Source organism: Amycolatopsis sp. MtRt-6, assembly GCF_017308975.1.
Taxonomy (GTDB): Bacteria; Actinomycetota; Actinomycetes; order Mycobacteriales; family Pseudonocardiaceae; genus Amycolatopsis.
On record NZ_JADWPD010000020.1, the window covers coordinates 186,029 to 201,673 of the forward strand.

Consider the following 15,645-nt stretch of genomic DNA (forward strand, 5'->3'; position numbering starts at 1 on the left):
GGCTGTCATGTCGGGCTGGTGCAGTGGGTTCCTTCCCTTCCGACGCACGTGGCCGTGCGCCCCCCGCGAACCCGGAAAGGTCGCCCATGGCAGGCTCGCCGCTCAGCGCACTCGACGTCGCTTTCCTGTGCCTGGAAAGCGAAACCACCCCGATGCACATGGGAGCGGTGGTCACCTTCACCGCCCGCGGCGCGGTCGACCCCGCCGCGTTGACGGCGTTGCTCGCGCAGCGGGCCGCCCGGCTGCCGAAGCTGCGCCAGCGGGCGCGCGCGGAGCTGTTCCCGCCCGGCTCGGCCAGCTGGAGCGACGACCCGGGATTTGTTGCGAGCGACCACATTCACCACGTCGTGTTGAGTTCGCTGTACGAGCCGGACCCGCTTGCCGCGTACGCGTCGCGGTGGATCGCCGAGCCGCTCGACACGTCCCGGCCGCTGTGGCACCTCACCCTCGTCACCGGGCTCCCGCACGGGAAGTTCGCGCTGCTGCTCAAACTCCACCACGCGCTGACCGACGGCGCCGGCGCGTACGCGGTCGCGGCCGGGCTGCTCGACGGCGTGAAACTGCCGGAGCAGCGGCGTCCCGCGCCGATCCCCGCCCCGCGCTCCACTTTGGACACGGTCAAGGACGCGCTGGGCACGGTGTGGGACCAGGCGGGCATCGCGTCGTCGCTCGTGCGGGCCGCGCGGCCGCCGCTCTCCCCGGTGTCGGCCCCGCCGTCGGCCGAGCGGCGGCTCGGGTTCGTGCGGTTGCCGCTCACCGAGCTGCGCCGGGTGCGCCGCGCCCACGGCGGCACGACCAACGACGTCGTGCTGGCGGTGCTGTCGGGTGCGCTGCGCGAGTGGCTGGTCAACCGCGGGCAGCGCGCCGACGGCCGCACGCTGCGGGCGCTGATCCCGGTGAGCGTGCGCGGCCGCGCCGGGGAGCAGCTCGGCGGCAACAAGCTTTCGGGGTACCTGTGCGACCTGCCGGTCGGCGAGGACGACCCGGTCGAGCGGCTGCGGGCGGTCCGCCGGGCGATGACGCGCAACAAGGCGGCGGGCCCGAGCCGCGGCGCGGGCGCGCTGCCGCTGCTGGCCGATCGCGTCCCGCCGCTGCTGCACCGCCTGGGCACCCGCACGGCGGGCCAGGCCGCGCCGATGCTGTTCGACCTGGTGATCACCACGGTCCCGCTGCCGCCGGCCCGCTTGTCGCTCGACGGCGCCCGGCTGGCGGAGGTCTACCCGTTCGTGCCGCTGGCCCCGCGCCACGCGGTGGGCATCGCGGTCGCGACGTACCGCGATTCGGTCCACATCGGACTGCAGGCCAACGGCGCGGCGGTGCCGGACGTCGGCTCGCTGCGGGACGCGGTCCTGAAGTCCGCGGCCCGGTTGCTCGACGCTTCCTGAGGCCAATGCGCCCCAATGTGGCCTTCGGTGCGTCCAACGCACCCAATGTGGCCTTCGGTGCGTCCAACGCAACCAAGGCCACATTGGGGCGCTAGCCGCGTTCGGCTTCGGCCGCCTTGATCAGTGCCTGGGCGGCCCAGCGCATCACCTCCGTGGCCTCCTCCGGCTCCAGGTGACACGCGTCCCGGGTGACGATCAGCGCCTCGACGCCGTAGACGAGCATCAGGGCCATCGTCAGCCGGCGGTGGACCTCGGGCGGCAGCGCGCCCTCGAGCGGCTCGAGGACCTGCCGCGTCATGCGGATGCGGGTCTCGCCGCGCACCGGCGACTCGGCCGAGCCGCCGCCTTGGGAGAACCAGCGGTCGAGGTTGGCGCGGACCAGGCCGCGCCACGACGGCTCGTCGCCGAACTGCAGGCCGGCGATGTAGCGGATCACCGCGTCCATCCGCGCCGCCGGGTCGTCGCCGGTCTCCGCCAGCAGCGCGTCGACGTGGAGGTTCTGCCCCGATCGCTCGGCCAGCCCGGCCCAGAGCGACTGCGGGTTCGGGAAGTAGCGGTACGCCGTCGCGGTGGACACCATCGCCGCTTCCGCGACCGCCGCCACCGTCAGCGGGTGCCCGTCCTTGACCATGCCGGCCGCCGCCTCGAGCAGCGCGATGCGGGTGCGCTGTTTCTGGTTGTCGCGGCTCATCGTGAGAAAATCTCCTTGACATGAGAGAGCTTTCTCATGACGATAACATCGTCACAGGAGGGGGAGGCTCATGACTCCGGAAGAAATGGACAAAGTCCTCGGGGCGCACTTCGCGGCCGAGGCGGCACACGACCTCGACGCGATCCTCGCGACGCTGAGCGACGACGTCGTGCACGACGCGGTCGGGTTCCCCGTGGAGAAGCTGCGGGACCCCGAAGCGATCCGCGACCGCTACCGGCACCTGTTCACCGCGATGCTGGACGAGCGGGTCGAACCCGTCTCGCGGTTGTACGGCGACGACTTCCTCGTCGACGAATGCCAGGTCACCTGCCTGACCGGCGAAGGGTTCCCGGGCGCGCCGGCCGGGCAGCGGGTGACGTTCCGGCTGCTGCACGTCTGCGAGTTCCGCGACGGCCTGATCAGCCGCGAGAACGTCTGGCAGGGCCCGCCCGTCCCGGTCTCCGAGTGACCACCGTCGTCCTGGCCGGTGCCTGCCCGCCGGTCGCCACCGGGATCACGGTGGCGGCCGAGACGGGCACCGCCGCCGAGACGCTCGAGGCCGTGCGCCGCCACCGGCCGGACGTCCTGGTGCTGGACCTCGCGCTGGGCGCGGACGTGGCGGCCCGTGCCGAGGTGCCGGTCCTGGCGATCACGGCGCCGGACAACGCCGCCATCACCGGCGCCCTGCGCGCCGGGGTGCGCGGCTTCCTGCCCGCCGGCGCCGGTCCGCCCGACGTGGTGCGGGCGGTGCACAACGTCGCGGCCGGGGCGGTCGTGTTCGGCGACGGCATCGCGGACCGGATCACCCGGCTGCTGCTGTCCCCCGCACCGCTGCCGGCCCTCAGCCCGCGCGACCGCGAGATCCTGGCGCTGGCCGCGGACGGCGTCGCCGACGCGGTGATCGCGCGCCGCCTCGGGATCGCGCCGAAGACGGTGCGCAACCGGGTGTCCGTGATCAGCGTGAAGCTGGGGGCCAGGGGCCGCGCGGAGGCGATCACCCTGGCCCGCACGGCCGGCCTGGCGCCGGTGTGAGTCTCAGCCGCGCAGCATCTCCGCGACCAGGAACGCCAGTTCCAGCGACTGCTGCGTGTTCAGCCGCGGGTCGCACGCCGTCTCGTAGCGGCCCGACAGGTCGACGTCGGAGATCTCCTGGGCGCCGCCCAGGCACTCCGTGACGTCCTCGCCGGTCAGCTCCACGTGGATGCCGCCCGGGTAGGTGCCCAGCTGGTTGTGCACCTCGAAGAAGCCCTGGACCTCGTCGACGATCCGGTCGAAGTGGCGGGTCTTGTACCCGGTCGACGACTCGTGGGTGTTGCCGTGCATCGGGTCGCACTGCCAGATGACCTTGTGCCCGGACGCCTCGACCCGCTCGACGATGCCCGGCAGCACCTCGCGGACCTTGCTGTTGCCCATCCGCGCGATCAGCGTCAGCCGGCCCGGCTCGAAGCGCGGGTCGAGCCGCTGGACGTACTCCACGGCCTGCTCGGGCGTGGTCGTCGGGCCGATCTTCAACCCGATCGGGTTGGCCAGCAGCTCGGCGAACGCGATGTGCGCCCCGTCCAGCTGGCGGGTCCGCTCCCCGATCCAGAGGAAGTGCGACGACAGGTTGTACAGGTTCGGGTTCGCCGAGTCCGCGTTGTCGAGCCGCAGCATGGAGCGCTCGTAGTCGAGCAGCAGCGCCTCGTGGCTGGCGAAGATCTCGGTCGACTCCAGGGACGTGTCGGTGACGCCGCAGGCGCTCATGAACCGCAGGGCGCGGTCGATCTCGCCGGCCAGCTGCTCGTAGCGCTCCGCCGCCGGCGACGCCGACACGAAGTCCTTGTTCCAGTCGTGCACCTGGTGCAGGTCGGCCATGCCGGCGCCGGTGAGGGCGCGGACGAGGTTCATCGCCGCGCCCGCGTTCGCGTAGGCGCGGATCATCCGGCCGGGGTCCGGCACGCGCAGCTCGGGCTTGGCGACCAGGGAGTTGATGATGTCGCCGCGGTAGACCGGCAGGCCCAGCGCGTCCGTCGCGGCCGAGCGCGGCTTCGCGTACTGGCCGGCGATGCGGCCGACCTTGACCACCGGCAGGCTCGCGCCGTAGGTGAGCACGACGGCCATCTGCAGCAGCGTGCGCAGGTTGGCCCGGATGTGCGGCTCGGTGTTGGACTCGAACGTCTCCGCGCAGTCGCCGCCCTGCAGCAGGAAGGCCTCACCGCGGGCGACCATCGCGAGCCGGTTCTTCAGCCGGTCGATCTCGGCCGGGACGGTGATCGGCGGCACGCTCTCCAGCACGGCGCGGACCCGCCGGGTCGCCTCGGGGTCGGGCCACTCCGGCTGCTGCGCGGCCGGGAGCGCCAGCGCCGTGTCGAGCCGGGCCCGCAGGTCGGGCGGCAGGGGTGGCAGCTCGGGCAGTGTGTCGACGGGGACGTCCACAGTCCAGTTCACGCAGACCAGGATAAGGTTTGCCGCGTGCTTCGCTTCGCCCGGTTGGCTACCGAAGTTCTCGCGCCACCGGGCATCGGCCGCTGAGCTGGGAACTGCTGATTTCGGCCACCGGTTTTCCACCCCGATGGCCGTGATCGTCCACGGGGCGAGACGCGGCAAGGGGACCACTCCGGAGGTGCGGTGGCGGCGACTGGGCACTGCTCACCGCCGTGCGCAGACCGGGATCAGCAGGCCGGCGCGGCACCCCTCCACGCCCGCGAATCCCCGTTACCCGTCAGAGCGGCAGGCGCCGTCCACCGCCGGGAAGACCCCGTCACGCAGATAGCCCAGCACCGCCGCGTTCCCGCAAGCGTTCTCCCGCGTGAAAACGCCGTGCCCGCCGTCGTCGACGGTGATCATCCGGGCGCGGGCCCCGAACGCCGCCCGCGTCTCCCGCGCGCCCGACAGCGGGGTCGCCGGGTCGCGGAGGTTCTGCACCAGCAGGACGTTCGCCGGGCCGGGGCCGCCCACGCGCACCGGCGGTTCGGCGCGCTCGACGGGCCAGAACGCGCACGGGTTCACGTTCGCCGCGGCCGGGCCGAACATCGGGTGCCGCGCCCGTTCGCGTTCGACCGCGTGCTGGTAGTAGCCGAGCTGTTCGGGCCAGTCGGCGTCGTTGCAGAGCACCTGCAGCTGCAGCGCGGCATGGTTGTCGCCGTCGAGCGGGCCGGCCGCGGTGCGCGCGGTGCCCGCCCATTCCCGGGCCACCGCCGGGAAGAACGCGTCGTCGTAGAGCCCGTTCCACGTGTTCGCCCGGAACTCCGGCCCGCGGACGGCGGCCAGCTCGAAGAACTTCGCCGTCACTTCCGCCGGGGTCCGGCCCAGGTGGTAGACGTCGTCGCGCTGGGCCGCCCACGTGGCGAAGTCCGGGAACCGGTCGTCGAAGCCTTCGGCGAACCGCTGGTGGGCGCGGACGTCGAGACCGCGCGGACCGAGGACGCTGTCGAGCACGACGCGGTCGGTGCGGCCGGGGAACATCGACGCGTAGGCGGCGCCGAGGTAGCTGCCGTAGGAGACCCCGTAGTAGGAAATCTTCTTCTCCCCCAGCGCTTCCCGGATCCGGTCGAGGTCGCGGGCGGTGTTGGCGGTCGTCATGTGCGGCAGCATGTCCGTTGCGGACGCGCTCCCGCACTTCTCCGCCACGGCACGCGCTTTCGCGGCGGTGGCGGCGACGTCACGCGGTCCGTCCGCGTACGGGCCGAGGACCGCACCGCGCTCTTCCGCCGTCGTCATGCCGCACGTCACCGGCGTGCTGTAGACCGTGCCGCGGGGGTCGAACCCGATGACGTCGTAGGCGTCCGGGAGGCCGGAGCCGCCCATGCGCTGCAGCAGCTGCGCGGGCATGGCGAGCCCGGGGCTGCCCGGCCCGCCGGGGTTCATCAGCAGCACACCGCGCCGCTTGCCGGGCGTGCCGGCGTGGCGGGAGAGCGTCAGCTCGATGGTGCGCTCCGGGTGCGCGTAGTCGAGCGGCACGCGCAGGGTGGCGCATTCGAGGCCGGCCGTCGGCGACGGCGACATGCCGTAGTCCGGGCAGGGGGCCGTCCACCGCAGTCCCGGTGCCGCCTCCGCCGGCGGTGCGGCGAGCAAGGGCAGGAAGGCCAGTGCGATCAGGGTTTTCCGCATGCCCCGAGCCTGCCGGGGCGGCGGCGCGCGGACGTCAGCCCAGGGACCGGAACTCCCGCTCCGCCCCTGGGCTGACGTGGCTCACGCGGCCTGCGCGCGGTTGTACAGGTTCTGCGCGTCGGCGCCGAAGTACGGCCCGAACATGTACCCGGGCAGGAAGGTGTAGCCGAAGCTGTTCACCGAGGCCTGCACGCCGGTGCCGGTGCCCTCGTTGAACGACAGGAACCACGGACCGCCGCTGGAACCACCGGTCATGTTGCAGCTCATGCCGTGGTCCCTGGTCAGCAGGAAGTCGGTGAAGGTGCTGCCGCTGCAGTAGATCAGCTTCGACCCGTCGTAGGGCGCCGCGGCCGGGTAGCCGAAGGTGTACATGCTCTGGTTCCTCGGCTGGTTGAACGCGATGCCCTGCGCGCCGACGACGTCGGTGAGCCGCTGGCCGTTGAGCGGGTTGACCACGGCCGCGCCGACGTCGTAGTTGATGTCCTCACTGGCCTCCCACTGCGGGGTGGTGAGGGTGCTCTTCGCCGCCCACTGGCCGTAGGGGGCGTTGCCGTTGTTGTAGCCGGGCACGAAGACCCACTGGGTGTGCCAGCTGCCCTGGTACTTCACGCAGTGCCCGGCGGTGATGACGACGCTGCCGTTGGTGCTGGTGACGGCGTCCCCGGAGCAGGACGCTTTCTGGCCGTTGAAGACGAAGAACACGCGCCCGGCGGTCTGGGTGACCTTGCCGCCGCCGGTCCACGCCCCACCCCCGTTCGGGATGCTCTGGATGATCGCGCTCTGCCCTTTCGCCACGTCTTTCGGCGTGAAGGCCGGGGCCTTGACGAGGGAGTCCATCGGAACGGCCGCCTGCATGGCAGCGGGCGTCCAGAAGGGTTTCGGTGCGGCCTGGGCGGGGGTCCCGACCAGGGCGACGGCGAGGGAGACGACGGCGGTGACCACCGCGGCCCGGAGTTTCGTGTGCTTCAAGACGCCCCACCTTCGGCAGAAGTGAATCGTCGCAAAGGCGACACAGCTACTCGAAAGTAAGCGCCGGGCCACAGAGCGCACACCGCCATCCGGCCGTATCCACTACGGCCGAATGGCGGGCACTACGTCAGACGACGGCGAGCGGCAGGGCCGTCGGGTGGACCGGGGCGGGCAGGTCGGACGCACCGGTGAGGTACGTGTCGACCGCGTTGGCCACCGAGCGGCCCTCGGCGATCGCCCACACCACCAGGGACGCGCCGCGGTGCGCGTCGCCGCAGACGAACACGCCCGGCGTCTCCGTCTGCCAGTCCGCGCCGCACGACAGCGTGCCGCGCTTGGTCAGCGACAGGCCGAGGCCGTCCAGCAGCGGCATCTCCTCGACGCCCTCGAAGCCGATCGCCAGCAGGACCAGGTCCGCCGGGTGCGTCTCGACCTCGTCGTTGACCGGGATGACCTCGCGGCGGCCGGTGGCCGGGTCCTTCTGGACGCGGACCTCCTGCAGCTCCACCGCCGTGACGCGGCCCTCGTCGTCGCCGACGAACCGCTTCACCGCGACCGCGAACTTCCGCTCGCCCGCCTCCTCGTGCGCCGCGTACGTGCGCAGGATGTACGGCCACGTCGGCCACGGCGAGCGCTCGTCGTCCCGGGTGGACGGCGGCATCGGGTACTGGTCGAGCTGCGTCACCGACAGCGCGCCCTGGCGGGTGGCCGTGCCGTAGGAGTCCGCGCCGGTGTCGCCGCCGCCGATGATCACCACGTGCTTGCCGCGCGCGTCGATCGACGGCGGGCCGTCGCCCTCGACGAACTTGTTGGCCGGCACCAGGTGCTCCATCGCCAGGTGGATGCCCTTGAGGTCGCGGCCCGGCGTCGTCGTGTCGTCGCGGCCGCGCAGCGCGCCGACCGCCAGGACCACGGCGTCGTACTGCGCGCGCAGGTCGTCCACCGACAGATCGACGCCGACCTCGCAGCCCGTCACGAACCGGGTGCCTTCCTTGCGCAGTTGCGCGAGGCGCCGGTCGAGGACCTTCTTCTCCATCTTGAACTCGGGGATGCCGTAGCGCAGCAGCCCGCCGAGGCGGTCGTCGCGCTCGAACACCGTGACCTCGTGCCCGGCGCGGGTCAGCTGCTGGGCGGCGGCGAGCCCGGCCGGCCCGGAGCCGACGATCGCGACCCGGCGGCCACTGGACACCTCCGACACCTGCGGCTGGACGTAGCCCGCTTCCCAGGACTGGTCGGCGATCGTCTGCTCGACGCGCTTGATCGAGACCGGACCGCCGGACAGCGGCGAGATCGACAGCACGCAGCCCGCCTCGCACGGCGCCGGGCACAGCTTCCCGGTGAACTCGGGGAAGTTGTTGGTGGCGTGCAGGCGGTCGCTCGCCGCGGCCCAGTCGCCGCGGCGGACCAGGTCGTTCCACTCCGGGATCAGGTTGCCCAGTGGGCAGCCGGAACCGCCGGAGTGGCAGAACGGGATGCCGCAGTCCATGCACCGCGACGCCTGCTTGCGCACCTGTTCGTTGCGCTCGTTCGGGTCGACGTCCGCGTAGACCTCGCCCCAGCTGGCGAGACGCTCCTCTTTGGACTTCTTCGCAGGCTCTTCGCGTTCGAACTTCAGGAAACCGGTCGGGTCAGCCACGAGCGGCCTCCATGATCGCCTCGTCGACGTCGCGGCCCGCGGCACGAGCCGCCTTCGCCGCGTCCAGGACCCGCTGGTAGTCGCGCGGCATCACCTTGGTGAACGCCACGGAGCGGCGCGGCCAGTCGCCGAGCAGCGAGGCCGCCACCGCGGAGCGGGTGAGATCGTAGTGCTGTTGCACGGTTTTCTTGAGCCACGCCAGGTCGTCGGCGGTCGGCCGGAGCAGGTCCACCATGTCCTGGTTGACCTTCTTCGCGTCGATGTCGAGGACGAAGGCGATGCCGCCGGACATGCCGGCCGCCAGGTTGCGCCCGGTCGGGCCGAGCACCACCGCGCGGCCGCCGGTCATGTATTCGAAGGCGTGGTCGCCGACGCCCTCGGCGACGACCGTGGCGCCGGAGTTGCGGACGCAGAAACGCTCGCCGACCTGGCCGCGCAGGAAGATCTCGCCGCCGGTGGCGCCGTAGGCGATCGTGTTGCCCGCGATCGTCTGCGCCTCGGCCGCGAAGGACGCCTCCGGGTCGGGGCGGACGACGATCCGGCCGCCGGAGAGGCCCTTGCCGACGTAGTCGTTGGCGTCGCCGACCATGTCGAGGGTGATGCCGCGCGGCAGGAACGCGCCGAGCGACTGGCCCGCCGAGCCGGTGAGCTTGACGTTGATCGTGTCCTCGGGCAGGCCGTCGCCGCCGAAGCGGCGGGTGATCTCCGAGCCGAGCAGCGTGCCGACGGTCCGGTTGACGTTGCGCACCGGCAGCTCGATGTTCACGTGGTGCGCGTCTTCCAGCGCCGCCTCGGCGAGCTGGATGAGCGTGCGGTCCAGGGCGTGCTCGAGGCCGTGGTCCTGGCCACGCGTGCGCCGCTTGGCGCCACCGTACGGCGTCTCCTGCGGCATCTCGAAGATCGGCGCCAGGTCGAGGCCGGACGCCTTCCAGTGGTCGACGGCTTCGTCGGTGTTCAGCAGCTCGGCGTGGCCGATGGCCTCGTCGAGCGTGCGGAAGCCCAGCGCCGCCAGCGTTTCGCGGACTTCTTCGGCGACGAACTTGAAGAAGTTGACCACGTGCTCGACCTGGCCGGTGTAGCGCTTGCGCAGCTCGGGGCTCTGCGTGGCGACGCCGACCGGGCAGGTGTCGAGGTGGCAGACGCGCATCATGATGCAGCCCGCGACGACGAGCGGGGCCGTCGCGAAACCGTACTCCTCGGCGCCGAGCAGCGCCGCGATGACGACGTCGCGCCCGGTCTTCATGGCGCCGTCGACCTGCACGGTGATGCGGTCGCGCAGGCCGTTGAGCAGCAGGGTCTGCTGGGTCTCGGCGAGGCCGATCTCCCACGGCGTGCCCGCGTGCTTGAGCGAGTTCATCGGGGACGCGCCGGTGCCGCCGTCGTGGCCCGAGATGAGCACGACGTCGGCGTGCGCCTTGGACACGCCGGCCGCGACCGTGCCGACGCCGAGCGAGGACACCAGCTTCACGTGGATGCGGGCGTGCTCGTTGGCGTTCTTGAGGTCGTGGATCAGCTGGGCCAGGTCTTCGATGGAGTAGATGTCGTGGTGCGGCGGCGGCGAAATGAGGCCGACACCCGGCGTCGAGTGCCGCGTGCGCGCGATCCACGGGTACACCTTGTTCGGCGGCAGCTGGCCGCCCTCGCCGGGCTTCGCGCCCTGCGCCATCTTGATCTGGATGTCGTCGGCGTTGACGAGGTATTCGCTGGTGACACCGAAGCGGCCCGACGCGACCTGCTTGATCGCGCTGCGGCGCTCGGGGTCGTAGAGCCGCTCGGGGTCTTCGCCGCCCTCGCCGGTGTTCGACCGGCCGCCGATGCGGTTCATCGCGATGGCCAGGGTTTCGTGCGCCTCGGCCGAAATCGAGCCGTACGACATCGCGCCGGTGTTGAAGCGCTTGAAGATCGCCTCGGCGGGCTCGACCTCGTCGAGCGGCACCGGCTCGCGGACGCCCTCCTTGAACTTGAACAGCCCGCGCAGGGTGCCGCCCTCGCGGTAGAGGCGGTGCACCTCGTCGGTGTACTTGCGGTAGACCTCGTCGCGGCCGGTCTTGGACGCGTGCTGCAGCAGGAACACCGTCTCCGGCGTGAACAGGTGCAGCTCGCCCTCGCGGCGGTAGGCGTACTCGCCACCGGTCTCGAGTCCACGGTGGACACGGTCGGTCGGGTTCTCCGGGTACGCGCGGCGGTGGCGCGTCGCGACCTCTTCGGCGAGCACCTCCAAGCCGACACCGCCGAGCTTCGACGACGTCCCGGTGAAGTACTCGTCGAGCAGGTCCTGGCTCAGGCCGAGGGACTCGAAGACCTGGGCGGCGGTATACGCGCCGACCGTCGAAATGCCCATCTTGGACATGATCTTCAGGACGCCCTTGACCAGCGCCTGCACGTAGTTGCGGACCGCCTTCGCGGGCTCGATGCCGGTGACCGCGCCCTGCCCGATCATGTCTTCGATGGTCTCGAAGGCCAGGTACGGGTTGACCGCGGCGGCGCCGTAGCCGAGCAGCAGCGCGATGTGGTGCACCTCGCGCGCGTCGCCGGACTCGACGACCAGCGCGACGCGCAGGCGTTCCTTGGTGCGGACCAGGTGGTGGTGCACCGCGGCGACCAGCAGCAGCGACGGGATCGGCGCCATCCGGTGGTCGGAGTCGCGGTCGGACAGCACGAGCGTGCGCGCGCCGGCCGCGATCGCCTCGGACGCCTCGCGCCGGACACGCTCGATGGCCGCCGCGAGCGCGTCGGCGCCGCCGTCCACTTCGTACAGTCCGGAAAGGACACTGCAGGCGAAGCCGGGGAGGTCGCCGTCGTCGTTGATGTGGATGAGCTTGGCGAGCTCGTCGTTGTCGATGACCGGGTACGGCAGCTTCAGGTGCCGGCAGGACGCCGGGCCGGGGGCCAGCAGGTTGCGCTCCGGGCCCATGATCCGCGCCATGCAGGTGACGAGCTCCTCGCGGATCGCGTCCAGCGGCGGGTTGGTCACCTGGGCGAAGTTCTGCTTGAAGTAGTCGTAGAGCAGCCGGGACCGCTTCGACAGCACCGCGGGCGGGGTGTCGGAGCCCATCGAGCCGATCGGCTCGGCGCCCTTCTCGGCCATCGGCGCGAGCAGGATCTTGAGCTCTTCTTCGGTGTAGCCGAAGGAAAGCTGGCGCCGCAGCACGGAGTCGTGGCTCTGCACGACGTGGTCGCGGTCGGGCAGCTCGGCGATCTTGAGCAGGCCCGCGTGCAGCCACGAGTCGTAGGGCAGCTCGGCGGCGAGCGCGGACTTGACCTCTTCGTCGTCCACGATCCGGCCGGCCTCGGTGTCGACGAGGAACATCTTGCCGGGCTTGAGCCGTCCCTTGGCGACGACGTCCTTCGGCGCGACGTCGAGCACGCCGGCCTCGCTGGCGAGGACGACGCGGTCGTCGGCCGTGCGCCACCAGCGCGCCGGGCGCAGGCCGTTGCGGTCGAGGACCGCGCCGACCAGGCTGCCGTCGGTGAAGGTGACACACGCCGGGCCGTCCCACGGCTCCATGAGACTGGCGTGGAACTGGTAGAAGGCGCGGCGCTCGGGCTTCATGGTGGCGTGGTTCTCCCACGCCTCCGGGATCATCATCAGCACGGCGTGCGGCAGCGACCGGCCGCCGAGGTGCAGCAGCTCCAGCACCTCGTCGAAGGACGCGGAGTCCGACGCGTCCGGCGAGCAGATCGGGAACAGCCGGGACAGGTCGCCGGGGATGACGTCGGATTCCAGCAGCGCCTCGCGGGCCCGCATGCGGTTGCGGTTGCCGCGGATGGTGTTGATCTCGCCGTTGTGGGCCACGAACCGGAACGGGTGGGCCAGCGGCCACGACGGGAAGGTGTTGGTGGAGAAGCGGGAGTGCACCAGCGCGATGGCGCTTTCCAGCCGCTCGTCGCGCAGGTCGGTGAAGAACGCGGGCAGCTGCTCCGGCGTCACCATGCCCTTGTAGACGATCGTCCGCGAGGACAGCGACGGGAAGTAGGTGCCACAGCCGGAGTTCGCGCTTTCGTGCTCGACGCGCTTGCGCAGGCAGAAGGCGAGCCTGTCCAGCTCCAGGCCCGGCTTTCCGTCGCCGGTGACGAAAAGCATGGCGAAGTGTGGCATGACCGAGCGGGCGGTCGGGCCGATGTCGGCGCGGTCGGCGTCGACCGGGACCTCGCGCCAGCCGAGGACCTCCAGGCCTTCTTCGACGGCGATGCGTTCGGCCAGCTCGACGGCCTTGCGGCGCTGCTCGGCGTCTTGCGGCAGGAAGGCGATGCCGGCGGCGTAGGTGTGGTGGCCCCGCTCGTCGGGGGCGGGCAGCTCGAAGCCGACCTCGGCGCGCAGCAGCGCGTCGGGCAGCTGGAGCAGGATGCCGGCACCGTCGCCGGAGGTGGGCTCGGCACCCGCGGCGCCGCGGTGGTCGAGGTTGGTCAGCGCGGCCAGGCCGTCGGTGACGATGCCGTGGGAGCGGCGCCCGCGGATGTCGGCCACCATGGCCACACCGCAGGAGTCCTGCTCGGTCTCCGGGTCGTACAGACCCTGTTTGCCGGGAATGGCGGAGAAGATCAACGGGACCTCCTTCGTCGTCTTGTCGTGCGGGGCCGGGCTACCGGCCGGGGAGCGCACGGGACGACGATGGCCCGCTTCGTTAGCGCGACTTTAACACCTGGGAAACACGGGAGCAGCACTTCGGAGCGCCCCGGACGACGTCGGACGGTAACGATCTGGCTGCGCGGAACGACGTAGTTCCTGATGGGTTCCCGGTAGTTCGTTCCGCTAAGTATACGGCTCGCAAACTCCGGTCAAGACCAACGTGACGTGATCGCCGAGATGTGTCCGCGGTCACTAGAACGTGTTACATTTCCGGCCATGATCCTCGACCGGTTCAAGCTTACCGACCAGGTCGCGGTGGTCACCGGCGCAGGGCGGGGAATCGGCGCGGCCACGGCCATCGCCCTCGCCGAAGCAGGCGCCGACGTGGTCATCGCCTCCCGTACGGCTTCGCAACTCTCCGAAGTGGCTTCGCTCGTTTCGGCAGCAGGCCGACGCGCTGTCGAGGTGCCGGTGGACCTCTCCGCACCGGACGCGGCGGCGGACCTGGCGTCGACGGCGGTCTCGGAGTTCGGGCGCCTCGACCTGGTGGTCAACAACGTCGGCGGCACGTACCCGCGGCCGCTGCTGGAGTCGTCGGTGGAGTTCATGGAGGAGGCGTTCCGCTTCAACGTGGCCACGGCCCACGCGCTGACGGTGGCGGCGGCGCCTTCACTGTTGAAGACGGGTGGCTCGGTGGTCAACATCTCGTCGGCGATGGGCCGCCTCTCGGGCCGCGGCTTCGCGGCGTACGGAACGGCGAAGGCGGCCCTGGCGCACTACACGCGGCTCGCGGCGGCGGACCTGGCGCCGCGGGTGCGGGTGAACGCGATCTCGGTGGGTTCGGTGGCGACGTCGGCCCTGGAGATCGTGGTGGGCAACCCGGAACTCAAGTCGAAGATGGAGTCGGCAACACCACTGGGCAAGATCGGCGAGGCGGAGGACATCGCGGCAACGGTGGTGTTCCTGGCGTCCCGGGCGGGCGGGTACATCACGGGCAAGATCATCGAGGTCGACGGCGGGTTGCAGGCGCCGAACCTGGAACTGGGCCTCCCGGACCTGACCTGACCCACCCGAAACTGTCGGTGCCCCCGGGTAGCGTGGAAACCGGGGGCGGCGCCCAGCCCTGCTGACCACCGGCCAGCGCCCCAATGTGGCCTTCGGTGCGTCCAACGCACCCAATGTGGCCTTCGGTGCGTCCAACGCAACCAAGGCCACATTGGGGTTGTTTCATCGTGGTTGTGGCTGGTCGGGGGTGTTGGGTTGGTGGTGGTTGCCTGTGGTGGCAGGAAGTGGTGCCGGGACCAGCGTGGCGAACCTGGAGATGGGTGAAGCCCTCGGCAGGATCGAGATGTGAGTCAACCACCCGCCGAGGGCTTCGAGTCTCTTTCCTACCAGGTTGTCCTTCCGATCTCGCAGGCGACCCTGCAGATGCTGGCCGGGCTGATCCGTGCCCACCGGGCGCGGTTGCGGTCCCGCTGGCGCAAAGCCACCCCCGCCCGGCAGGCCCTGGTGGTCCTGGCCGTGCTGCGCCACGACCCGCGCCTGGCCCACCTCGGGGCCGGGATGGGCGTTTCCGCCGCCACAGTCCGCCGCTGGGTGCTGGAAGCCATCAGCCTGCTCGCCGCCCGCGCCACCCGCCTGAACCGGGTCTTGCGTCGCCAGGCCACCCAAGGCGGGCAGGTGGTGCTGGTGGACGGCACCTTGATCCGGACCCGCCGCCGCACCGGCAAGCACAACCGGGCCCACGACAACGGCAAACACAAACACCACGGCCTGGTCGTGCTCGCCCTGACCGACGAGACCGGCCGGTTGCTGTGGGTCTCAGCGGCACTGCCGGGCCGGACTGCCGACATCACCGCCGCCCGCCGGCTACGGATCCGCCAGCACCTGCACCACCACGGCCTGACCCCGGCCGGAGACAAAGGCTTCCACGGCTGGCACAAAGACGTCCGCACCACCCGCGACTGCCCCGACTGTGAGGGGCCATGCCAGCAGGTCGTGCTGACCCCTTACAAAGCCGAAGCGAACCGGCCGCTGACCAAGGCCCAGAAACAGGCCAACGCGGCGTTCTCCGCGATGCGGTGCGCGGTGGAGGGGGCTTCGCCGCCCTCAAACACTGGCACATCCTCGACAAACTCCGCCTCCACCCACGCCACGCCACCACGCTGCTGCGTGCCCTGCTCGTGCTCACCCAGCACGAACAGAACGTCCGCGACAACGCCCGGCCAGGCCCCGCTTGAGCACTACCACACCCCCTCAACCCGACCTGACCAGCACAAACCACGATGAAACAACCCCATTGGGG

The 15,645-nt window shown here is 71.2% G+C and carries 11 protein-coding genes; 5 read left to right on the forward strand and 6 right to left on the reverse strand.

Annotation, left to right across the window (positions count from 1 at the left end; all coding sequences use genetic code 11):
• Positions 1-86 precede the first annotated feature (86 nt).
• Positions 87-1,385 (forward strand): wax ester/triacylglycerol synthase family O-acyltransferase, encoded by a 1,299-nt coding sequence (locus I4Q55_RS30285; protein WP_206792429.1) that lies wholly within the window; start codon positions 87-89, stop codon positions 1,383-1,385.
• A 91-nt stretch (positions 1,386-1,476) separates the two neighbouring features.
• Here I4Q55_RS30285 and I4Q55_RS30290 read toward each other — a convergent pair whose 3' ends face one another.
• A complete protein-coding gene (locus I4Q55_RS30290) occupies positions 1,477-2,076 on the reverse strand; it encodes a TetR family transcriptional regulator (protein WP_206792431.1) in 600 nt (199 codons plus the stop codon).
• A gap of 70 nt (positions 2,077-2,146) precedes the next feature.
• Between I4Q55_RS30290 and I4Q55_RS30295 the strand changes: the two genes are divergently transcribed.
• Both I4Q55_RS30295 and I4Q55_RS50675 read left to right on the forward strand, forming a co-directional pair.
• Entirely contained in the window at positions 2,147-2,545 is a 399-nt protein-coding gene (locus I4Q55_RS30295; protein ID WP_206792433.1) for a nuclear transport factor 2 family protein, read from the forward strand.
• Positions 2,542-3,108: a response regulator transcription factor gene (locus I4Q55_RS50675; RefSeq protein ID WP_206792435.1), complete on the forward strand. Its 567-nt coding sequence runs from the start codon at positions 2,542-2,544 to the stop codon at positions 3,106-3,108. The genes I4Q55_RS30295 and I4Q55_RS50675 overlap by 4 nt, the downstream gene beginning before the upstream one ends.
• Before the next feature lie 3 nt (positions 3,109-3,111).
• Here I4Q55_RS50675 and I4Q55_RS30305 read toward each other — a convergent pair whose 3' ends face one another.
• From I4Q55_RS30305 to gltB, 5 genes are all read right to left on the reverse strand, one after another.
• Positions 3,112-4,503 (reverse strand): class II 3-deoxy-7-phosphoheptulonate synthase, encoded by a 1,392-nt coding sequence (locus I4Q55_RS30305; protein WP_206792437.1) that lies wholly within the window; start codon positions 4,501-4,503, stop codon positions 3,112-3,114.
• Positions 4,504-4,770: 267 nt separating this feature from the next.
• A complete protein-coding gene (locus I4Q55_RS30310; protein WP_206792439.1) occupies positions 4,771-6,165 on the reverse strand; it encodes an alpha/beta hydrolase in 1,395 nt (464 codons plus the stop codon).
• An 81-nt stretch (positions 6,166-6,246) separates the two neighbouring features.
• Complete coding sequence (locus I4Q55_RS30315; RefSeq protein ID WP_206792441.1) at positions 6,247-7,134, reverse strand: serine protease; 888 nt, start codon at positions 7,132-7,134, stop codon at positions 6,247-6,249.
• Positions 7,135-7,261: 127 nt separating this feature from the next.
• Positions 7,262-8,770 (reverse strand): glutamate synthase subunit beta, encoded by a 1,509-nt coding sequence (locus I4Q55_RS30320; protein ID WP_206792443.1) that lies wholly within the window; start codon positions 8,768-8,770, stop codon positions 7,262-7,264.
• Positions 8,763-13,316: a glutamate synthase large subunit gene (gene gltB / locus I4Q55_RS30325; protein WP_206792469.1), complete on the reverse strand. Its 4,554-nt coding sequence runs from the start codon at positions 13,314-13,316 to the stop codon at positions 8,763-8,765. Before gltB ends, I4Q55_RS30320 begins: the two co-directional genes overlap by 8 nt.
• A gap of 300 nt (positions 13,317-13,616) precedes the next feature.
• Between gltB and I4Q55_RS30330 the strand changes: the two genes are divergently transcribed.
• Together I4Q55_RS30330 and I4Q55_RS30335 are read left to right on the forward strand one after the other, a co-directional pair.
• A complete protein-coding gene (locus I4Q55_RS30330; protein WP_206792445.1) occupies positions 13,617-14,405 on the forward strand; it encodes an SDR family oxidoreductase in 789 nt (262 codons plus the stop codon).
• 285 nt (positions 14,406-14,690) lie between these two features.
• Positions 14,691-15,629: a transposase family protein gene (locus tag I4Q55_RS30335; RefSeq protein WP_206792447.1), complete on the forward strand. Its 939-nt coding sequence runs from the start codon at positions 14,691-14,693 to the stop codon at positions 15,627-15,629.
• Positions 15,630-15,645 lie beyond the last annotated feature (16 nt).